Origin of the sequence: Duganella sp. sic0402 (assembly GCF_019219065.1) — a bacterium.
Lineage (GTDB): Bacteria > Pseudomonadota > Gammaproteobacteria > Burkholderiales > Burkholderiaceae_D > Rugamonas.
On record NZ_JAHUWK010000015.1, the window covers coordinates 1 to 20,194 of the forward strand.

At 62.0% G+C, this 20,194-nt stretch carries 18 protein-coding genes; 9 read left to right on the top strand and 9 right to left on the bottom strand.

The window, feature by feature from the left end; translation table 11 throughout:
• From KW842_RS25075 to rpsL, 4 genes are all read right to left on the bottom strand, one after another.
• Positions 1–469: GTP-binding protein (locus KW842_RS25075; protein ID WP_218306852.1), on the bottom strand; the 469-nt coding region annotated here is incomplete at its 3' end.
• 70 nt (positions 470–539) lie between these two features.
• Positions 540–2,645 (bottom strand): elongation factor G, encoded by a 2,106-nt coding sequence (gene fusA / locus KW842_RS25080; protein ID WP_218306853.1) that lies wholly within the window; start codon positions 2,643–2,645, stop codon positions 540–542.
• Between the two features lie 108 nt (positions 2,646–2,753).
• On the bottom strand, positions 2,754–3,224 hold the full coding sequence (gene rpsG, locus KW842_RS25085; RefSeq protein WP_218306854.1) for a 30S ribosomal protein S7: 471 nt from the start codon (positions 3,222–3,224) through the stop codon (positions 2,754–2,756).
• A gap of 106 nt (positions 3,225–3,330) precedes the next feature.
• Complete coding sequence (rpsL, locus tag KW842_RS25090) at positions 3,331–3,714, bottom strand: 30S ribosomal protein S12 (protein ID WP_092281397.1); 384 nt, start codon at positions 3,712–3,714, stop codon at positions 3,331–3,333.
• A 294-nt stretch (positions 3,715–4,008) separates the two neighbouring features.
• Here rpsL and KW842_RS25095 point away from each other — a divergent pair, with 294 nt between their 5' ends.
• Together KW842_RS25095 and KW842_RS25100 are read left to right on the top strand one after the other, a co-directional pair.
• Positions 4,009–5,841, top strand: coding sequence for a phosphoethanolamine transferase (locus KW842_RS25095; RefSeq protein WP_218306855.1), 1,833 nt, complete (start codon positions 4,009–4,011; stop codon positions 5,839–5,841).
• A complete protein-coding gene (locus tag KW842_RS25100) occupies positions 5,841–6,590 on the top strand; it encodes a carbon-nitrogen hydrolase family protein (protein ID WP_229223893.1) in 750 nt (249 codons plus the stop codon). The genes KW842_RS25095 and KW842_RS25100 overlap by 1 nt, the downstream gene beginning before the upstream one ends.
• Here KW842_RS25100 and KW842_RS25105 read toward each other — a convergent pair.
• From KW842_RS25105 to KW842_RS25120, 4 genes are read right to left on the bottom strand one after another with little or no spacing between them, the layout of a single operon-like run.
• Positions 6,587–8,215 (bottom strand): methyl-accepting chemotaxis protein, encoded by a 1,629-nt coding sequence (locus KW842_RS25105; protein ID WP_307729875.1) that lies wholly within the window; start codon positions 8,213–8,215, stop codon positions 6,587–6,589. The genes KW842_RS25100 and KW842_RS25105 overlap by 4 nt on opposite strands.
• A gap of 55 nt (positions 8,216–8,270) precedes the next feature.
• Positions 8,271–8,735 carry a DUF2269 domain-containing protein gene (locus tag KW842_RS25110; RefSeq protein WP_229223894.1) on the bottom strand — a complete coding sequence of 155 codons (465 nt, stop codon included), beginning with the start codon at positions 8,733–8,735 and terminating at the stop codon, positions 8,271–8,273.
• Positions 8,735–9,994, bottom strand: a complete 1,260-nt coding sequence (locus KW842_RS25115; RefSeq protein WP_218306857.1) for an SDR family oxidoreductase — start codon at positions 9,992–9,994, stop codon at positions 8,735–8,737. Before KW842_RS25115 ends, KW842_RS25110 begins: the two co-directional genes overlap by 1 nt.
• A gap of 52 nt (positions 9,995–10,046) precedes the next feature.
• Positions 10,047–10,574 (bottom strand): GbsR/MarR family transcriptional regulator, encoded by a 528-nt coding sequence (locus tag KW842_RS25120; RefSeq protein ID WP_218306858.1) that lies wholly within the window; start codon positions 10,572–10,574, stop codon positions 10,047–10,049.
• A 161-nt stretch (positions 10,575–10,735) separates the two neighbouring features.
• Between KW842_RS25120 and KW842_RS25125 the strand changes: the two genes are divergently transcribed.
• Positions 10,736–11,233 (top strand): CCDC90 family protein, encoded by a 498-nt coding sequence (locus KW842_RS25125; protein WP_218306859.1) that lies wholly within the window; start codon positions 10,736–10,738, stop codon positions 11,231–11,233.
• Here the strand turns inward: KW842_RS25125 and KW842_RS25130 are convergent.
• The gene (locus KW842_RS25130; RefSeq protein WP_229223895.1) at positions 11,198–12,709 is read right to left on the bottom strand and encodes a DNA mismatch repair protein MutS; all 1,512 of its coding nucleotides are present in this window, start codon (positions 12,707–12,709) and stop codon (positions 11,198–11,200) included. The two genes, KW842_RS25125 and KW842_RS25130, sit on opposite strands and share 36 nt — an antisense overlap.
• Before the next feature lie 169 nt (positions 12,710–12,878).
• Here KW842_RS25130 and KW842_RS25135 point away from each other — a divergent pair, with 169 nt between their 5' ends.
• The 6 genes from KW842_RS25135 to KW842_RS25160 are packed head-to-tail and all read left to right on the top strand — an operon-like array spanning position 12,879 to position 20,190.
• Entirely contained in the window at positions 12,879–14,144 is a 1,266-nt protein-coding gene (locus tag KW842_RS25135; protein WP_218306861.1) for an efflux RND transporter periplasmic adaptor subunit, read from the top strand.
• Positions 14,145–14,160: 16 nt separating this feature from the next.
• Positions 14,161–14,868 (top strand): ABC transporter ATP-binding protein, encoded by a 708-nt coding sequence (locus tag KW842_RS25140; protein WP_218306862.1) that lies wholly within the window; start codon positions 14,161–14,163, stop codon positions 14,866–14,868.
• Between the two features lie 10 nt (positions 14,869–14,878).
• On the top strand, positions 14,879–16,195 hold the full coding sequence (locus tag KW842_RS25145) for an ABC transporter permease (RefSeq protein ID WP_218306863.1): 1,317 nt from the start codon (positions 14,879–14,881) through the stop codon (positions 16,193–16,195).
• A 13-nt stretch (positions 16,196–16,208) separates the two neighbouring features.
• Positions 16,209–17,444 carry an ABC transporter permease gene (locus KW842_RS25150; protein ID WP_218306864.1) on the top strand — a complete coding sequence of 412 codons (1,236 nt, stop codon included), beginning with the start codon at positions 16,209–16,211 and terminating at the stop codon, positions 17,442–17,444.
• A 50-nt stretch (positions 17,445–17,494) separates the two neighbouring features.
• A complete protein-coding gene (locus KW842_RS25155) occupies positions 17,495–18,844 on the top strand; it encodes a sigma-54 dependent transcriptional regulator (RefSeq protein ID WP_218306865.1) in 1,350 nt (449 codons plus the stop codon).
• Complete coding sequence (locus tag KW842_RS25160; protein WP_218306930.1) at positions 18,844–20,190, top strand: PAS domain-containing sensor histidine kinase; 1,347 nt, start codon at positions 18,844–18,846, stop codon at positions 20,188–20,190. The genes KW842_RS25155 and KW842_RS25160 overlap by 1 nt, the downstream gene beginning before the upstream one ends.
• Positions 20,191–20,194 lie beyond the last annotated feature (4 nt).

The following is a 20,194-nucleotide window of genomic DNA, read 5'->3' on the forward strand; positions in this document are numbered from 1 at the left end:
GCTCGCGCACTTCCATCTCAACCAGTTCCAGCAGTTCTTCGTCGTCGACCAGGTCGCACTTGTTCAGGAACACAACGATGTATGGAACGCCAACCTGGCGGGCCAGCAGGATGTGTTCGCGGGTCTGTGGCATTGGGCCGTCAGCTGCGGAGCACACCAGGATCGCGCCGTCCATCTGCGCTGCGCCGGTAATCATGTTCTTGATGTAGTCGGCGTGGCCTGGGCAGTCAACGTGAGCGTAGTGGCGCGAAGCGGTTTCGTACTCAACGTGTGCGGTGTTGATGGTGATGCCGCGTGCTTTTTCTTCTGGAGCAGCGTCGATCTGGTCGTAAGCTTTCGCTTCGCCGCCGAATTTCTTCGACAGAACGGTTGCGATCGCAGCGGTCAGGGTGGTTTTGCCGTGGTCGACGTGACCGATGGTGCCTACGTTGACGTGCGGTTTAGTCCGCTCGAACTTTTCTTTTGCCATTTTGATTCTTCCTTAGAACAATGTTTTAAATATGCAGCCGGATGATCTACCCGGCTGCAAAAATACCAGATTACTTGGCTTTCGCGGTAACGATAGCGTCGATAACGTGCTTAGGCGCCTCGGAGTAGTGCTTGAACTCCATGGTGTAGGTTGCGCGACCTTGCGTTGCGGAACGCAGGGTGGTCGAGTAACCAAACATTTCCGACAGCGGTACTTCGGCTTTGATGATCTTGCCGCCGCCGCCTGGGATTTCGTCCATGCCCTGCACCATACCGCGGCGGGACGACAGGTCGCCCATCACGGTACCGGCGTAGTCTTCCGGCGTTTCCACTTCCACAGCCATCATTGGTTCCAGGATGACTGGGTTAGCGCGTTTGCACGCTTCTTTGAATGCCATCGAACCGGCCATGCGGAATGCATTTTCGTTCGAGTCAACATCGTGGTACGAACCGAAGGTCAGGGTGACTTTGACGTCAACCACTGGGTAGCCAGCCAGAACACCGGTGTTCAGGGTTTCGCGCACGCCTTTTTCAACCGCAGGGATGAATTCACGTGGAATCACACCGCCCTTGATCGCGTCGACGAACTCGAAGCCTTTACCTTGTTCCTGTGGTTCCAGGGTCACAACAGCGTGACCGTACTGACCACGACCGCCCGACTGCTTAACGAACTTGCCTTCCACATCGCTCACCGATTTGCGGACGGTTTCGCGGTAGGCAACCTGTGGTTTGCCCACGGTGGCTTCCACGCCGAATTCGCGCTTCATACGGTCAACGATAATTTCCAGGTGCAGCTCGCCCATACCACCGATGATGGTCTGGCCCGACTCTTCGTCGGTCTTCACGCGGAACGAAGGATCTTCCTGTGCCAGACGGTTCAGCGCCAGACCCATTTTTTCCTGGTCAGCCTTGGTTTTTGGTTCCACAGCCTGTTGAATCACTGGCTCTGGGAAGACCATTTTTTCCAGGGTGATGATCGATTGCGGATCGCACAGGGTTTCGCCGGTGGTCACGTCTTTCAGACCAACCGCAGCGGCGATGTCGCCGGCGCGCACTTCTTTGATCTCTTCGCGCTGGTTGGCGTGCATCTGCAGAATACGGCCCAGACGCTCTTTACGACCTTTAACCGAGTTGTACACGGTGTCACCAGCATTGATCACGCCCGAGTACACGCGGAAGAAGGCCAGCTGGCCAACGAACGGGTCGGTCATGATCTTGAATGCCAGCGCCGAGAATTTCTCTTCGTCCGATGCTTTACGGGTTGCTGGCTCTTCGTCTTCGTCAGTGCCTTTCACGTCGGCGATGTCGATCGGCGATGGCAGGTACTCGATGACCGCGTCCAGCATGGCCTGTACGCCCTTGTTCTTGAAAGCGGTGCCGCACAGCATAGGCACGATTTCCGAAGCGATGGTACGCTCGCGGATGGCTTTCTTGATCTCGGCTTCCGACAGATCGCCTTCTTCCAGGTACTTGTTCATCAGGTCTTCGTTCGCTTCAGCAGCGGCTTCAACCATCTTCTCGCGCCACTCAGCGGCCGAATCAGCCAGCTCAGCAGGGATATCGACGTAGTCGAATTTCATGCCTTGCGAAGCGTCGTCCCAGATGATCGCTTTCATCTTGACCAGGTCGATCACGCCTTTGAAGTTGTCTTCAGCGCCGATAGGGATCTGGATCAGGATCGGGTTGGCCTTCAGGCGTGCGCGCATTTGCTCGTACACTTTGAAGAAGTTCGCACCGGTACGGTCCATCTTGTTGACGAAGGCCAGACGTGGCACTTTGTACTTGTTAGCCTGACGCCATACGGTTTCCGACTGTGGCTGAACACCGCCCACTGCGCAGTAAACCATGCAAGCACCATCCAGCACGCGCATCGAACGTTCAACTTCAATGGTGAAGTCAACGTGGCCTGGGGTGTCGATGATGTTGATGTGGTGTTCTGGGAAGTTGTTTGCCATGCCTTTCCAGAAGCAGGTGGTCGCAGCGGAGGTAATGGTAATACCGCGCTCTTGTTCCTGCTCCATCCAGTCCATGGTGGCGGCGCCATCGTGAACTTCACCGATCTTGTGGTTCACGCCCGTGTAGAACAGAACGCGCTCGGTAGTGGTGGTCTTACCTGCATCGATGTGAGCGGAGATACCGATATTGCGGTAGCGCTCGATGGGGGTCTTGCGGGCCATAATTAATCCTAAATCGTTTAATGGACAAAACCGAGCGCCATTTTTTGTACAAAAAATGAGCCCGGCCTCGAACAACGGATAACAGCCAGCAGCAGCTGGCCGATTTTATTAGAAGCGGAAGTGCGAGAACGCTTTGTTCGCTTCAGCCATGCGGTGAACTTCATCACGCTTTTTCATCGCACCGCCACGGCCTTCAGCCGCTTCCAGCAGTTCGCCTGCCAGACGTTGTGGCATGGATTTTTCGCTGCGCTTGTTAGCAGCTTCACGCAGCCAACGCATCGACAGCGCCATACGACGCACTGGGCGGACTTCAACCGGCACCTGGTAGTTTGCACCACCAACGCGACGGGATTTCACTTCAACCAGCGGCTTGGCGTTGTTCAGCGCGGTGGCGAACACTTCCAGCGGGTCTTTACCGGACTTTTGGGTGATGTGCTCGAAGGCACCGTAGATGATGTTTTCTGCGACCGATTTTTTACCGGACAGCATCAGAACGTTCACGAATTTGGCGACATCGGTGTTGCCGAATTTTGGATCCGGCAGGATCTCGCGCTTGGGTACTTCACGACGACGTGGCATGTCATTTCCTTTTATCTTCAGTTGAGTGCCTTGCGGTCACTCGCGGCGGCCATCATAGCCATCCACTTACTCGGTCTCGCGACCGGCTCAACTCAATTAATGTAAATTACTTCTTAGCTTGCTTGGCGCGCTTGGCACCGTATTTCGAGCGAGCTTGTTTACGGTCTTTAACGCCCTGGGTATCCAGTGCACCGCGAACCATGTGGTAACGCACACCTGGCAAGTCTTTTACACGACCGCCGCGCAGCAGAACAACGCTGTGTTCCTGCAGGTTGTGGCCTTCACCGCCGATGTACGAAATAACTTCGAAACCGTTGGTCAGACGCACTTTGGCAACTTTACGCAGTGCCGAGTTAGGCTTCTTAGGAGTGGTGGTGTACACACGGGTGCACACGCCACGTTTTTGCGGGCTGTTTTCCAGCGCCGGCGATTTGCTCTTCACGACCAGTTTGGTACGTGGTTGGCGAATCAGTTGATTGATGGTTGGCATCGTTCTAAACCCAACTAAATAACAACGTTAACAACCCGGTCATAATGCCGGGGACAAAAACCTTCTCTCGATCTATTGGGCCTTCGGAGGCGCAAACAGCCACTCTCATGGAGCAGCCAGATTCAACGTATACGATGTGCAGAATAAATTGAGAACTCGCGAGTATAGACCTGAAGCATGGCTCAGTCAATCAATTTCGCGGCGCCATGCGGCTTCCAGCAGGGAAGTCAGCACTAGCAGAAAGGTCGGGAAACGCTTGATAATAGCAAATAATTCCATTCCCGCCACTGCCTGATGCGATCCCTGCTGCGCCCCGCCCCCTTATTTGTGTTTGCCAGCTACCTGCTGCTGTCGCTGGTGCCCTGCGTACCGCTGTTGCTGGGAAAGCAAGTGCCGGATCTGGGCCATGTGCTGGCGGTCGAAGCGCTGCTGTGGCTGGCGGTGTGGAGCGTGTTTGGCCGTCCCGCCTGGTTTCACTGGCTGCTGCTGCCCGCCTTCCTGGCGCTGCCGACCGAGATTTACTTGTTTGTTTATTATGGCCAGGGCATTTCCACCCACCACCTGGGCATCATCGCTGAAACCAGCCCCAAGGAGGCGATGGAATTCCTCGGCAATAAAGTATGGCTGATGGCGGCCGTGCTGCTGGCCGTCATCGGCTGGTGGAGCGCGGTGCAGCTGGCGGCACAACGCAGCCCGCTGCTGCATTGGCGCGGCATGTCGCGCCGGGCCGCGCTATGCCTGCTGGCGCTGGTGACAGCGGTGGCGCTCTACGGCTGGGAATTCGGCGTGCAGGCCAAGCCGGCCAGCGCCAGCAAGCAGGCCAGCGCATCGGCCAGCACTGCCGCCGATGCGGAATACGCCGCCATCGCCGGCGCCGGTTACAGCGACTGGCACTTGGCCGCCCTGCCCTGGCGGCTGCGCTCGCCGCTGAGTTTTGGCGAACTGGCCTCGTCCTGGCCATTCGGACTGGCCGCGCGCGGCATCGACTTCTACAAGGAACGTGCCTACCTGGCCGACCTGGGCCGGCGCAGCAGCAGCTTCAGCTTCAAGGCGCATCAGCCGCAGCCCAACGACACGCCGGAAATCGTCATCATGGTGATCGGCGAATCGTCGCGCTACGACCGCTGGGGCATCAATGGCTACACGCGCGACACCACCCCGCTGCTGCGCCAGGAAAGCAACCTGGTCACGCTGCCGGATGTGATCACCGCCGTCTCGGCGACGCGGCTGTCGGTGCCGGTCATCATCTCGCGCAAGCCGGCCATGCAAAGCCTGAAGGAAGGCTTCTCTGAAAAATCCTTCATCACCGCCTACAAGGAAGCCGGCTTCAAGACCTTCTGGCTGTCGAACCAGATTTCCTTCGGCCAGTTCGACACGCCGGTGTCGGTGTTCGCCAAAGAGTCCGACGTGATCCAGTTCATGAATCTGGGCGGCTTCACCAATAATTCCAACTTCGACCAGATCCTGCTGGAACCGCTGCACCATGCGATCAACGACGCCGCGCCGAAGAAGCTGATCGTGCTGCACACGCTGGGCAACCACTGGAACTACAGCCAGCGCTATCCCAAGGATTTCGACCAATGGCAGCCGTCGCTGTTCGGCGTCGACAAGCCGGCCTACACCGACCTGAAGCTGAAGCCGCAGATCAACAACAGCTACGACAACTCGATCCTGTACACCGACTGGTTCCTGTCGCAGGTGATCGGCCAGCTGAAAGACACGCAGCAGCTGGCATCGATGGTGTATGTGGCCGACCACGGCCAGACACTGTATGACGGCAGCTGCAACCTGGCTTTCCATGGCCACAACACGCAATACGAATTCCACGTGCCGGCCATCGTCTGGTACTCGGACGAATATCAGGCCCACTATCCGGACAAAATCCAGCAACTGCTGCGCCACCGCAAGGCCAAGCTGGCGACCGAGAATATCTTCCACACGCTGCTGGACCTGGGCAATATCCAATACAGCGATGAAAAACTGGAGTGGAGCTTCGTCAGTCCCCAATTCAAGCAGCACAAGCGCTATGTAGACAGCTACGGCTGGTCCAACTACGACAACGCCACGTTCAAGGGCGACTGCCGCGAAGTGATGGACAAGGGCAAACCACTCAAACAGGAGAAGTAATGGGCATCCGTATCGCGGCGGCGCAAGCGCCGTCAGTGGCTGGTGATATCGCCGCTAATCTGCAAACGCATCTGCGCTTCGTCGCTGCCGCGCGCGCCGAGGGCGTGCAGCTGCTGGTGTTTCCCGAGCTGTCGCTATGCGGCTACGAATTGCCCTTGCTGCGCCAATGCGCGCTGGCGCCGGACGATGCGCGCCTGCAAGCGCTGCGCGCTGCTGCGGCCGGCATGACGGTCATCGTCGGCGCGCCGGTCATCGACGCCGGCGCAGCGCAGCCCTGCATCGCCAGCATCACCCTGCACGCCGACGGCGCCACCACGGTCTATCGCAAGCAATACCTGCACGGCGGCGAAGAAGTGCATGCGCAGCCTGGCCCCGCTGGCGCCACCGCACATCCGCTGCACGGCCAGCGCTACGTGGAAGCCATTTGTGCCGACACCACGCACGCTGCGCACGCGGGCGCGGCCGCACTAGCCGGCGCCACGCTATACGTGGCTGGCGTGCTGATTTCGGAGGGGGGATATGCGACCGACGCCGCGCTGCTGCGCGGCTATGCGGAACAACATCAGATGGGGGTACTGCTGGCGAATCACGCCGCACCATCCGGCGGCTATATCAGCGCCGGCAAGAGCGCGTTCTGGGCGCCGGGCGGCGAACTGATCGTCCAGGCCGAAGCTGCGGGCAACTATCTGGTCATCGCCGGCAATGACAGCGGCTGGCAAGGCCGCGTCGTGCCGGTGGCGCTTGCTTAACGCAGCGCCAGCTGATTGCCAGCACGGCGTGCGGCGCCGCCAGTCACGGCGCTCTCGTTGATCCTGAACACGCTGACTGTCTGTTGCAGCTCGGCCGCCTGATCCTGCAGCGACTGGGTCGCGGCGGCGGCCTCTTCCACCAGCGCGGCATTCTGCTGGGTCACCTCGTCCATCTGCGCCACCGCCTGGTTGACCTGGTCGATGCCATCGCTCTGCTCGCGGCTGGCCACCGCGATCTCGCCCACAATCTGCGTCACCTGATGCACATTGCCGACCAGCGTGGTCATGGTGGTGCCGGCCTGCTCGACCAGATTGGTGCCCAATTGGATCTTCTGCACCGAATCATCAATCAGCACCTTGATTTCCTTGGCCGCCGCAGCCGAGCGCTGCGCCAGATTGCGCACCTCGGTCGCCACCACTGCGAAGCCGCGGCCCTGCTCGCCAGCGCGCGCTGCTTCCACCGCTGCATTCAGCGCCAGGATATTGGTCTGGAACGCGATGCCATCGATGACGCCGGTAATATCGACAATCTTGCGCGACGCGTCGTTGATGTCGTTCATGGTGGTCACCACCTGCTGCATCACTTCGCCGCCTTGCGCGGCCGTGGCCGACGCGCCTTCGACCAGCGAGCGCGCATGCTGGGCGTTCTCCGAGTTCTGCCGGACCGTGCTGGTCAGCTCCTCGATCGAGGCGGCGGTTTCTTCCAGCGAACTGGCCTGAGTTTCAGTCCGCGACGACAGCTCCATATTGCCGGCCGCCAGTTCCTGCGAACCGGTGTTGATCACGTCGGCGCCGTTGCGCACGCGCGACACGGTGGACAGCAAGTCGCGCTGCATGCGCTGAATCGCTTTCAGCAGGCGCTGGATTTCGTTGTCGCCGGATGCTTCGATATTGGCGGTCAGGTCGCCGCTGGCCACACGGTCCAGCTGCTCGACCGCGCCTTCGAGCGGACGCAGCACGGTGGAGCGCAGCATCAGGTGCGCACCGAACACCACCGCCAGCGCGATCAGCAGGCCCAGCGCCACCAGCCACATCACCACTGTGTATTCCTTGGCGCGGCTGTCGGCCAGTTCCTTGATCTGTTCATCGCCCAGCTTCTGGAATTTCTCCAGCAGTGACGAGAAGTTGGCGCCGACTGGCGTCAGCTCGCCGGAGTTGATCGCCGAGTAAGCTGCGGTATCGTCCTTGGCCAGCGCGGCCGAGGCGCGCTCCAGCACGGCGGACAGCTTGCGGCCGGAGTCCACCAGGTCTTTCTTCAGTTGCGTATCCTGGCCAGGGAAATCCGGCGCTTTTTCAAACTTGTCCAGAAAATCCAGCGTGCGCTGGTAGGACTTCTTGGCGCTGGTCAGTGCGGAATCGCGCGTGGCCTTGTCGTCGCCTTCCTTCAGTGCGGCATAGCCGCGCGTCATCGCGGAGCGGGTGCGGGTGGTGTCCTTGTAGGCGTCATTGATGGTGATCACCTGCGTCGAGATGGTGTGCACCACCGCGATCGATTGGTTGGACTGTTGCAAAGCAAAAATGCCCAAGCCTGCGCCGGCGAGCAACATTATCGTAAACAAAACAAGCACGCCTAATAAGCTGGCCCGTACCGTAACCTTATTCATCCCGCCTCCAAAAAATGACATTTCCGACTAGAAACACTATATCAAATTTTGAATTTTTATGAGCTGGAAGTTAACGTTAAGTATGCTTGTTTACCATCAGCCAGTAGACGATCAACAACGCGCCAAAGGCGGGGAAGCCGAGTACGGTCCAGATTTTTTCATAGCGCCAGTACCGCTCTGGCAAGGGCTGCTGTGTTTGCGCGGCCAGTGCGGCCATGTCGCGCATGCGCAGTTGCAGCCACACCACTGGCAGCCAGCAAGCGCCAGCCAAGGCGTACAGTGCGATCGACCAGACGATCCATGCCGAGCTGAATGGAAAGCCCGCGAGATGGATCATCCACAAGCCTGACAGCGGCTGGATGATGACCGACGGCGTGGTGAACCACCAGTCGGCGCGCGCCACCAGCCGCGACACCACGGCAATCGCCGCCACGTTGCGGGTGCGATTGGTGAAGAACATATAGAAGGCCGTTCCGAAGCCGGTGCCGAACATCGCTGTCGCAGACAGGATGTGCAGCCATTTGATCGCCAGGTAGTCCATTATTTACTCTCTCTCCACATCAAGAACATCAATGCCAGCAAGGGCAGGTTTTTACTCAGCGGACCGAACGGATGCAGCCAGAAGAATGGCAGACAGAGGCTCATGACCAGCGTGTAGCCGCCCACCAGCAGCAATTGCGCCGCCCATAGCCAGCGGCGCGGACGCAGCAACAGCAGCACGCCGATGGCCGCATCGGTGAGACTGGCCGCCAGCAGCATCGGTTCCTGCGCAATAGTGGGGATGCCGCAGGCAGCCAGCCACGCGCGGCTTTCCTCATGCGGCCAGCCGAACCAGGAGACAGCGGCGGTGATCAGCCACAGCGATGCCATCGCCAGCGTGATCAGCGTTGAGGCCCAGCCCCACACTGCGCCGATGCGCTGGGCCGGCTGCGCAAACTGCGACGGGTCGCGCAGCGGAGCGTCCAGCAGTGCCGCCGCAGCGTCTGCGCTGGCGGTGTTGCTGCCGTCGGCGCTCTGCTCCAGCATCAGCAGCGATTCCGGCGTCAGCGCGCTGGATGGGAACAGTGCGGCCACCCGTGCCACGATACGCGCGATGGGCATCGGCAGCGACATCACCAGCGCCGGCGCCGCCCCCATCCCTTTGCGCAAGTCATCCAGATACGCAGCCATGCTGCCGGCGCGCGGACCAACGGTGGCCAGTTCGCGCGGCGGCGCTTCCGCCGAAGTCACCAGCTTGACGATGATGGCCGCCAGGTCCTCAACGTGTATCGGCTGTACCTTGGCGCGATGCGCCATCGGCATCATCAGTACAGGCAGCGTGGCCAGCATGCGGAACATCTCGCTGCTGGCGCCATGCTCGCCATACACCAGCGACGGGCGGATCACCGTGGCCTGCAAGTCACGCGCCAGCAAATCCACTTCCGCCGCGCCTTTGCTGCGCCAATAACCCGTAGCAGCGTCCGGATGGCTGCCCAGCGCGGAGACCTGCACCACACGCCGCACACCGAGCTGTTCGCAAGCGGCGAACACGGCAACTGGCGCGGCGCGATGCAGGCGGTCGAAATCGCCAGCATCGGCTTCGCGGATGATGCCCACGCAATTGACCACCGCATCATAGCCTGGCAGCAGCGTCAGCCAATCCTGTTTGCTGGTCAGGCGGCCGACATCCGCTTCCAGCCAGTTCTGCTCGCCAACGGGACGGCGGCGGCTCAAGCCGGTCACCTCGCAGCCGGCCGTGCGCAGTGCCCGCACCGCATGGCTGCCGATCAAACCTGTCGCACCGAGTACCAGGACTTTCATCGCATCCTCCGTCAGTAATTTCTGTAAATACAGAAATATTTGGCTAAAAAATTTAATCGCTGCCCAACAGGCGCGCGACCTTGCCTCCCATTTTCAGGAAGCGCTGCATGGTGGCTGGCGGCAGGTGTTTGTAATCGTCGTAAGTGGTGGTCAGCATTTCCATAAACGCCAGCACTTGCTCCATTTTGACTTTGGTGGCGTGCTCCAGTTCCGGATCGCTTTCCGCCTCGACCGCGCAGGCGCGCAGTACGGTCAGGGTCGGATCGATTTCGCGCTTCTTGCGCTCCTCGACAATGACGCGGAAGATTTCCCATACGTCTTGCAGGGCGAGGAAGTGATCGCGGCGGTCGCCGGGCATGTGGGTGATGCGCACCAGGCCCCAGCTTTGCAGCTCTTTCACGCTGTTGCTGACGTTGGAGCGCGCCACCTCCAGCGTCTCGGCGATCTGCTCGGCGTTCAGCGGCTGGTTGGTCAGAAACAGCAAGGCGTGGATCTGCGCCACAGTCCGGTTCACCCCCCAGCGCGCGCCCATTTCGCCCCAGTGCAGGATGTATTTCTGGATGGTCGGTGAAAGTTTCATGATTTCTCTAATTTCTGTCGCTACAGAAATCATAGGATGCTTTTTCGGCAAAGTCAACGCTGGCGTCTGCGCTAGCGCAAAGGTGTAGGGTGATGATTCGATACGATGGAGAACGGCTGTGACTTCGGCCGTTTCTGCTACGATCAATTGGGGGAGGTATCATGACCATGCCTATCAAATTCGACACCCATGAGTATGTCCGTCAACTGACGGAAGCAGGCATCCCGGCCGATGAGGCAGAAGCGCACGCCAATGCACTCAGCCTGGCGATGGCCGAAGCCACCGTCACGCCCGGCGAACTACTGCTACTCAGAACAGACGTCCTCGCCCGTATCCAGATGCTGCGAACCGAAGTAGTGGGCGGCATCGACACGCTGCGAACTGAGGTGATGGGCGGTATCGATATGCTGCGAACTGAGGTGATGGGCGGTATCGATATGCTGCGAACTGAGGTGACGGGCGATATCAATATGCTGCGAACTGAACTGACCGGCCGCGTCGAAGTGCTGCGAACGGAAATGTCGAGCCGGGTCGAGACGTTGCGAACGGAACTGCTGGGCCGCATCGAGACGCTGCAGGCAAAATTCACGCCGCTTTATCTCATGGTTGGCCTGTCGCTTGCGCTACACGTCGTCACCCTCGTCAAGCTGTTTTACTGACACGCCACTCGGATGGGCCATATAGTTGCTCAGCCAGGCGTGGATGCGGTTAGCCTTGGCGGTGACGGCAGTCCCGAAGCCGCGCTCGCCCAGCAAGGCGATCCCATTGGTATCAGCCAGCAGGCCCGGCGCCAGCTGCCAGCGCCCGTCAACCCGGCTCACACACCACGGCTGCAGACGGTCCGATAGCAGCGCTGCCAGCACCAGATGGTGCGAAGCAACCAGCACACGTCCATGCCGCGTCAACTCATGCAGCACAGCCCCCGCCGCTGACACCGACTCCAGATAATTCGTGCCCCGGAAAATCTCATCGATGATGAAGATCGCCGGCTGCCGCTCCGCCAGCGCCAGCAATTCCTGCCCGCGCCGCAGCTCGGCCATGTAAAAACTCTCGCCGCTGGCCATCGCATCTTCGTTCTGCATGCTGCTGTACACCGGCAGCAGCGGCGTCACCGCGCGCGCCGCATAGCAAAAGCCGAACGCCCGCGCCGTGACCAGATTCAAGCCCACAGTCCGCAACAGCGTACTCTTGCCGATGCCATTCTGACCCGAGATGAACACGCCCTGCTGCACCATGCACAAGCTCAGCGGCGCGGCGCCATCCAGCAGCGGATGCAGCACATCCTCCAGCACCACCTCATCACCCTGCTCCGCCCAGCAATACACCGGTGCCGACGCCAGATGCCGTGCCAGCGCAATATCCGCTTCCACCGCCGCCACGCGCTCAAAGCTGGTGCGCAGCAAGCCCTGATGCTCTCGCACCACATCACGGCTGCGGAAGAAGTGACGCACATTTTGCAGGAACAGCCAGTCACCATACTCGCGCGCGCCCGGCAACACGGCAAACAGCGAGCGGTTCAGACGCCAATTCAGCCGGCCAGCCTGCGCCGCATCCGCGCGCAACGCCGCCAGCGCAGGATCATCAATCTGCCCCAGCTGCGTATGCGCACGCAGCAGCAACTGCGTGGTATGCAGGATGCGTTCCCACTCCTGCACCTGATCGTAATAACGCGCCTGAATCGCGCACAGCAGCGCGGCCAGCGCCACGGCGACGCCCCATAGCGGCAGCCAGCCGGTGAACAGCGCCGCCACCACCGACACCACTGTCACAATCGGCAGCCAGGCCAGCAAAGGCAGCCAGCGCGGTAACGACGGCAACGGCGATGCGCCAAACAAGGTCACGCTGATTTCACGGTCGGCTCGGCGCAGATCGGCGACCGCATTCTGCAAGCGCAGGCGCCGTGGTTCATCTTCCGCCAGCGCGCGCGCCAGCGGAGGCGGAGGCGCCCCGGACACCACCTGCAAGCGCCGGTGCAGCTCCTGCTGCCCGAGGATGCTGGTCTCGCGCGCCAGCAGCGCACTGTAGTCGGACAGCAGCAAGTCATTCCAGGTGTGGGTGTCCAGCAGGCTGTCAGTGCCGGACACAGTACGGTGATACAAGGCGACGTCGCTGGCGACGAAAGGATAGTCATTCATGCCCGCCATATGCCGTCGATTGACAAATTTTCAAGTCCAGCCGGACAAAGCGGACAAAACGGACGCTCGCGGACAGCGGACACACGCCAACAATCTTATAAAAATCAGCAACTTAGCAGGTGGCACATTTTCTGCATAAGCTTGCCCATCTACTCACAACCGAACCACCATGATACGCGACACCTCCAGTCAAGACGCCGTGATTACCGCCCCCAAAGGCCACCACGCCAAGCGCCGCATCATCCTCGCCGCCAGCGCGCTGGCGATCCTCGCCGCCGGCTGGTATCTCGTTCACACCTGGCGCGACAGCGACCACTCGGTCAACATCTCGCGCCTGCGCATCGCTGAAATCGGACGCGGCACGCTGATCCGCGACGCCGCCGTCAACGGCCGCATCGTCGCTGCCGTCAGCCCGACCTTGTACGCGCCCTCACTGGCCACCGTCACGCTGAAGGTCAACGCCGGCGACACCGTCAAACGAGGCGATGTGCTGGCAGTGCTGGAATCGCCCGACCTGTCGGATGCGCTGAAGAAGGAGCAAGCCGCCTACGCGCAGATCGAAGCCGACGTGGCGCGCCAGCGCATCCTGGCCCGCAAGCAGAAGCTGCTGGCGCAGCGCGACGCCGACACCGCCGAGATCGACCGCCTCTCGGCCCAGCGCACGCTGGAGCGCTACGACGCCGTCTCCAACGAGGGCATCATCGCCAAGATCGAATACCAGAAAGCCAAGGACGCGCTGAACTCCGCCGCCATCCGCGCCAAGCACGCCGAGCAGGCATCGACGCTGGAAAACGACAACGTCGCGCTGGAGCTGGAATCCAAGATCAAGCAGCTGGACCAGCAACGCAGCACGCTGTCCAACGCCCAGCGACGGGTTGACGAACTGACTGTGCGCGCGCCGGTCGACGGATTCATCGGCACGCTGTCGGTGACCAACCGCAGCGTGGTGCCGGCCAACACACCGCTGATGACGCTGGTCGACCTGTCGCGCCTTGAAGTGGAACTGGAAGTGCCGGAAACCTATGTCTCCGACCTTGGTATCGGCATGACCGCGGAAGTCAACTACGGCACCGGCACCACCAACGGCAAGCTGTCGGCGCTGCCACCGGAAGTGGTGAAGAACCAGGTGCTGGCGCGCGTGCGCTTCAATCAGCAGCCGGCCGGCCTGCGCCAGAACCAGCGTATCACCGCGCGCCTGCTGATCGACGAGAAGCCGAATGTGCTGATGGTGCAGCGCGGTCCCTTCGTCGAATCCGAAGGCGGCCGCTTCGTCTACCTGGTGCGCGATGGCCTGGCCATCCGCACCCCGGTCAAGCTGGGTGCCACCAGCGTGTCCGCCGTCGAGATTCTCGGCGGCCTGAAACAGGGCGACAAGATCGTCGTCGCAGGAACCGAAACCTTTGAGAACGCCGAACGCGTCTCGATCAACCAATAACATCCGAGAGGCCCTTATGCTGCGCATGAAAAACCTGAGCAAAGTGTATCGCACCCACATGATCGAAACCCACGCGCTGCGCGGTTTCGAAATCCACGTCAAGCAAGGCGAATTCGTCACCGTCACCGGTCCTTCCGGCTCCGGCAAGACCAGCTTCCTCAATATCGCCGGACTTCTGGAAGAATTCACCGACGGCGAATACGTGCTGGACGGCGTCAATGTCAAAGGCATGGACGACAACGCCCGCTCGCGCCTGCGCAATGAAAAGCTGGGCTTCATCTTCCAGGGCTTCAACCTGATTCCCGACCTGTCGCTGTTCGACAATGTCGATGTGCCGCTGCGCTATCGCGGCTTCAACGCCGCCGAACGCAAGGAGCGCATCGAAGACGCGCTGGCCAAGGTCGGCCTGGCTTCGCGCATGAAGCACTATCCAGCCGAGCTGTCGGGCGGCCAGCAGCAGCGGGTGGCGATCGCCCGTGCGCTGGCCGGTTCGCCCAAGCTGCTGCTGGCCGACGAACCGACCGGCAATCTGGATACGCAAATGGCGCGCGGTGTGATGGAGCTGCTGGAGGAAATCAACGCGGCCGGCACCACCATCCTGATGGTGACCCACGATCCGGAACTGGCGGTGCGCACCCAGCGCAATGTCCACATCATCGACGGCCAGGTGTCCGACCTGGTGCGCAAGTCGCCGTCGCTGAGCACTGTTGGCCACGTGGCGTAAGGAGCCGTTCATGTTCCAATACTATTTTCTGCTGGGACTGCGCAGCCTGCGCCGCAATCCGGCACTGACCGCGCTGATGGTGCTGACACTGGCCATTGGCGTGGCTGCCAGCGTTTCCACGCTGACCATCCTGCATGTGATGTCCGGCGATCCGATCCCAAACAAGAGCAACCGCCTGTTCGTACCGCAGATCGACAATGGCCCGCTGGACGGCTACAAGCCTGGCGATGAACCGAACGATAACCAGATGGGCTATCCGGACGCCATGAATCTGCTCGCCAGCAAGGCCGGCGAACGCCGCACCGCCATCTACGGCATCGGCCAGTCGATCGAGCCAGAGCGCAAGGACCTCGGCGCCTTCATGGCGCAAGGCCTGGCGGTGACGTCCGATTTCTTCAATATGTTCGATGTGCCCTTCCTGCACGGCAGCGGCTGGAATCCCGCCGACGACAAGACCGGCGCCGACGTGGTGGTGCTAAGCCGCGCGATGGCCGCCAAGCTGTATGGCGACGCCGACCCGATCGGCAAGCGCGTGACCATCGGCACCATCCAGTACCAGATCGTCGGCGTGCTGGATAAGTGGACCGTGGTGCCGCGCTTCCACCGCCTGATCGGCAACGAGGACGCGGCCTTTGTCGACGAGGACGAAATGTTCGTACCCTTCGCCAGCGCCATCCGGCACGAGTTCCAGCGCATGGGCAGCACCAGCTGCACTGGCGACGTTACGCCCGGCTTCAAGGGCTTTCTGGATTCTGAATGCACCTGGATACAGTTCTGGTTCGAGACGCGTACCGCCGCCGACCGCGCCGAGCTGCAAAGCTTCCTCGACAGCTACGCCATCGAACAGCGCAAGCTGGGCCGCCTGAAACGCGCCGCGCCGAATGTGCTGTACGACGTGCGCGAATGGCTGGACCACCTGAAAGTGGTCGGCAACGACAGCAAACTGTCGGCCTGGCTGGCGTTCGGCTTCCTGGTCCTGTGCCTGGTCAACACCATCGGTCTGCTGCTGGCCAAATTCTCGGTGCGCGCCGCCGAAGTCGGCATCCGCCGCGCGCTGGGCGCCTCGCGCCGCGAAATCTTCACCCAGTTCCTGATCGAGACCACGGTGGTCGGCCTGGTCGGCGGCATATTGGGCCTGCTACTGGCGTTTAGCGCGCTGGCACTGATCGCCATGCAATCGAAGGCGCTGACGGCGGTCGCGCATATGGACTGGATCATGCTGCTGACCACCTTCGCCATGGCGGTGCTGTCGGCGGTGCTGGCCGGCCTGCTGCCGACCTGGCGCGCCTGCCAGGTAACGCCGGCGCTGCAACTCAAATCCCAATAAGCGAGTACACATCATGGAAATCCGTCCCATCCTGTCCGCCCTGCTGCGCAACAAGACCGGCCCCATTCTGGTGGCCGTGCAAGTTGCGCTAAGCCTGGCCATTCTCGCCAACGCGCTGTACATCGTGCAGGTGCGCATGTCCGTCTCGGCGCGCGAGAGCGGCCTGGCCAACGAGCAGGACGTGTTCACCCTGCAGATCCGCCAGATCACCGCCGGCACACACGAAGAACAGCTGGCCAACCAGCAGCGCAATGCCGCCACGCTGCGCGCCGTGCCGGGCGTGCTGTCGGTGGCTTCTTCGTGGCAGATGCCGCTGTCGCGCTCCGGCAATTACACCAGCCTGTCCGTCAGCCGCAAGCAGGCCACGCCGACCACCAACGCCAGCATCTACCGCAGTGCCGATTCGCTGATCAACACCTGGGGACTGAAGCTGATCGAAGGCCGCGACTTCCTGCCCGGCGAAGTGCCCACCATCGACCAGAACGTCAGTGAGGAGTCCAGCGGCGTAGCGATCATTACCCGCCAACTGGGCGAGAAGCTGTGGCCGGGCAGCACCAGCTTTGTCGGCAAGAGTTTCTACTTCGGCACCGGCGACGGTGCGCGCGAAGGTCGTATCGTCGGCGTGGTCGAGAAACTGCAAACGCCCAGCGCGCAAATCAGCGAGCGTGGCGAGTTCTCGGCGCTGGTGCCGCTGCGCGCCACTGGCGGAAAATCGTTCAACTACACGCTGCGTGCCGAACCGGGCCAGCTGGAGCGCGTGATGAAGGAAGCGGAAAACGCCGCCCGCAAAAATTCGGCGATACCGGTGATCGTCAAGGTGCGCCCGATGACCGAGTTCCGCACCACCCGCTACCGCGCCGACAAGGCGCTGGCTTGGATGCTGCTGACGGTCAGCGTGCTGCTGTTGCTGGTCACCGCCAGCGGCATCGTCGGCATGGCCAGCCTGTGGGTCACGCAGCGGCGCAAGCAGATCGGCGTGCGCCGCGCATTGGGCGCGCGCCGGGTCGACATCCTGCGCTATTTCCTGACTGAGAACTTCATGATCACCAGCGCGGGCATCGGCGCCGGCGTGCTGCTGGCGCTGGGCCTGAACCAGCTGCTGGTCAGCCAGCTGGAACTGACACGCTTGCCACCGGCCTACCTGGTCGGCGGCGCGGTCATCTTCTTGCTGCTGGGCGTGATCGCGGTGTACGGACCGGCATGGCGCGCCGCCAGCATTTCGCCGGCCACCGCCACCCGCACCGCTTAATGACCGGCGCCGGCGTTTCGGGCGTGCCGCGACAGTGTTATGCTTGCGACATGCCTACCGTACTGATAATCGACGATAACGCCGCCGTCTCCGTGGCCCTCGAAGTGCTGTTCTCGCTGCACGACATCGAGGCGCTGCGCGCCGCCTCGCCCGAAGCCGGACTGGCGCTGCTGGCGCAGCACAGCGTGGATCTGGTGATCCAGGACATGAACTTCAGCACCGACACCACCTCCGGCGAGGAAGGCACGGCGCTGTTCCGCGCCATCCGCGAGCGCCATCCGGAACTGCCGGTGATCCTGCTCACCGCCTGGACCCACCTGGATGCGGCGGTGGACCTGATCAAGGGCGGCGCCGCCGATTACCTGGCCAAGCCGTGGGACGACCACAAGCTGATCGCCACGGTCAACAACCTGATTGAGCTGGGCCAGGCCAAGCGCGCCTTGCAGCAGCGGGTGCAGGCCGACTTGCGCCAGCGGCGCGAGCTGGAACGCGGCCACGACCTGCGCGGCATGGTGTTCCAGGACCCGGCCACCGAGCGCGTGGTGCACCTGGCCTGCCAGGTTGCGCGCGCCGATGTGCCGGTGCTGATTTCCGGCCCGAATGGCACCGGCAAGGAACGCATTGCGGAAATCATCCAGGCCAATTCTTCGGTGCGCAACGGGCCGTTCGTGGTGCTGAACTGCGGCGCGATCCCGTCGGAACTGATCGAGGCGGAATTATTCGGCGCCGACGCCGGCGCCTACACCGGCGCATCCAAGCCGCGAGAGGGCAAGTTTGAAGCGGCCGATGGCGGCACGCTGTTCCTCGACGAAATTGGCAACCTGCCGCTGGCCGGGCAAATGAAACTGCTGCGCGTGCTGGAAACCGGGCGCTTCGAGCGGCTCGGCTCCAACCGCGAACGCCAGGTCAAGGTGCGCGTGGTCAGCGCCACCAATGCCGACCTGCAGGCGATGATACGTGCCGGCACCTTCCGCGAAGACCTGTTCTATCGGCTGAATGTGATCGAGCTGCGCTTGCCGCCGCTGGCGGCGCGGCCGCTGGACATCTTGCCGCTGGCGCAGCACTTCCTGGGCGCGGACAAGCAGCTGCATGCGGACGCGCATGCGGCGCTGCTGGCGCATCCGTGGCCGGGCAATGTGCGCGAGCTGAAAAACGTCATGATGCGCGCCGCCTTGCTGGCCTCGGGCGAGGTGATCAAGGCGGCCGACCTGGGCTTGCCGGCCGCGTTCAACGCGGCAGCGGGCGCCAGTGAGGAAGCCGCACGCGAACCGGACCGCGACGCCATCAGCCTGGCGCTGAGCCGTGCAGGTGGCGTGGTGGCGCAAGCGGCGGCGGAACTCGGCCTGTCGCGCCAGGCGCTGTACCGCCGCATGGAGCGGCTGGGCATCGTCCGTCCGTGATGGCGCCCGCTCCCGGCTCGCGTCCACGTCCGCAAGGCATACGGCTGTCGCTGCTGACGCGCTGGACCGCGCTGATCGGCACCCTGCTCACGGTCGGCATCCTGATCGCCCTGGCGCTGGAACACTTTTTCCCGGCGCGGCCAGGGCTGGTGATCGGCATCTGCCTGCTGTGCGTGCTGCCGATCTGTATCATCACCATTCGCGCCGAGCTGCAGCGCATGCTGTCGCTGTTCCGCGCGCTGACCGGCACTGTCACCAGCTATCAGGATGGCGACTTCTCTTTCAGCCTGCACTGGCCGCAGAACGATGAACTGAGCGACCTGGTGGCCGCCCACAACGCGCTCGGCGCCGTGCTGCGCCAGCAACGGCTGGACTTGGTGCAGCGCGAGCTGCTGCTCGACACCATGGTGCAGAACACCCCGGTGGCGATGCTGCTGGTCAGCGAGTCCGGCCCTATCGTCTACGCCAACGTGGCCGCGCGCCAGTTGCTCAGCGAAGGCCGCAAGCTGGAAGGCCACAAGCTGAACGACATTCTAGCCAATGTCGCACCGGAGCTGCTGGAGGCGCTGGCGCGCGGCGGCGACGGCCTGTTCACCACCAAGGATGACGAAGAGGAAGAGGTGTATCACCTGGCCCGCCGCAGCTTCAACCTGAATGGCCGCAAGCACGAACTGCTGCTGCTGCGCCAGCTGACCATGGAGCTGCGCCGGCAGGAGGTACAGACGTGGAAGAAAGTGATCCGCGTGATCAGCCACGAACTGAATAACTCGCTGGCGCCACTGACTTCGCTGGCCCACTCCGGCGCCGAACTGGTACGGCGCGGACAGACCGAAAAGCTGCCGCAGATCCTCGGCACCATCGAGGAACGCACACGCCATCTGGAGAGCTTCATCCTCGGCTACGCGCGCTTCGCCAAGCTGCCGGCGCCGCGCCTGGAAACCCAGCACTGGCAGCCCTTCATCACACAATTGGGCGAACAGGTAGTATTCACGCTGGCCGGCGAAGCGCCGGCGGAAGCCAGCGCCTTCGATCCGGCCCAGCTGGAGCAGGCGCTGATCAATCTTTTGAAGAATGCACACGAATCCGGGTCGCCCGCCAGTGAAGTCTGTATCGAAGTGCGGCGCCTGCACGAAGGCATCCGCATCGATGTGCTGGACCGTGGCCCCGGCATGAACGACGCCGTGCTGACCAACGCGCTGGTGCCGTTCTACTCGACCAAGCGCAGCGGCACCGGCCTGGGCCTGGCGCTGGCGCGCGAGATCGCCGAGGCGCACGGCGGCCGGATCACGCTGGCCAACCGCGAAGGCGGCGGCCTGACGGTGACGATGATTTTGCCGTTGGCCTGATAAA

Excerpts from the sequence above, each read along its gene's own strand:
- fusA (WP_218306853.1), bottom strand. The coding sequence starts at position 2,645 with ATGGCCCGCAAGACCCCCATCGAGCGCTACCGCAATATCGGTATCTCC.
- rpsG (WP_218306854.1), bottom strand. The coding sequence starts at position 3,224 with ATGCCACGTCGTCGTGAAGTACCCAAGCGCGAGATCCTGCCGGATCCA.
- rpsL (WP_092281397.1), bottom strand. The coding sequence starts at position 3,714 with ATGCCAACCATCAATCAACTGATTCGCCAACCACGTACCAAACTGGTC.
- KW842_RS25095 (WP_218306855.1), top strand. The coding sequence starts at position 4,009 with ATGCGATCCCTGCTGCGCCCCGCCCCCTTATTTGTGTTTGCCAGCTAC.
- KW842_RS25100 (WP_229223893.1), top strand. The coding sequence starts at position 5,841 with ATGGGCATCCGTATCGCGGCGGCGCAAGCGCCGTCAGTGGCTGGTGAT.
- KW842_RS25105 (WP_307729875.1), bottom strand. The coding sequence starts at position 8,215 with ATGTCATTTTTTGGAGGCGGGATGAATAAGGTTACGGTACGGGCCAGC.
- KW842_RS25110 (WP_229223894.1), bottom strand. The coding sequence starts at position 8,735 with ATGGACTACCTGGCGATCAAATGGCTGCACATCCTGTCTGCGACAGCG.
- KW842_RS25115 (WP_218306857.1), bottom strand. The coding sequence starts at position 9,994 with ATGAAAGTCCTGGTACTCGGTGCGACAGGTTTGATCGGCAGCCATGCG.
- KW842_RS25120 (WP_218306858.1), bottom strand. The coding sequence starts at position 10,574 with ATGAAACTTTCACCGACCATCCAGAAATACATCCTGCACTGGGGCGAA.
- KW842_RS25125 (WP_218306859.1), top strand. The coding sequence starts at position 10,736 with ATGACCATGCCTATCAAATTCGACACCCATGAGTATGTCCGTCAACTG.
- KW842_RS25130 (WP_229223895.1), bottom strand. The coding sequence starts at position 12,709 with ATGAATGACTATCCTTTCGTCGCCAGCGACGTCGCCTTGTATCACCGT.
- KW842_RS25135 (WP_218306861.1), top strand. The coding sequence starts at position 12,879 with ATGATACGCGACACCTCCAGTCAAGACGCCGTGATTACCGCCCCCAAA.
- KW842_RS25140 (WP_218306862.1), top strand. The coding sequence starts at position 14,161 with ATGCTGCGCATGAAAAACCTGAGCAAAGTGTATCGCACCCACATGATC.
- KW842_RS25145 (WP_218306863.1), top strand. The coding sequence starts at position 14,879 with ATGTTCCAATACTATTTTCTGCTGGGACTGCGCAGCCTGCGCCGCAAT.
- KW842_RS25150 (WP_218306864.1), top strand. The coding sequence starts at position 16,209 with ATGGAAATCCGTCCCATCCTGTCCGCCCTGCTGCGCAACAAGACCGGC.
- KW842_RS25155 (WP_218306865.1), top strand. The coding sequence starts at position 17,495 with ATGCCTACCGTACTGATAATCGACGATAACGCCGCCGTCTCCGTGGCC.
- KW842_RS25160 (WP_218306930.1), top strand. The coding sequence starts at position 18,844 with ATGGCGCCCGCTCCCGGCTCGCGTCCACGTCCGCAAGGCATACGGCTG.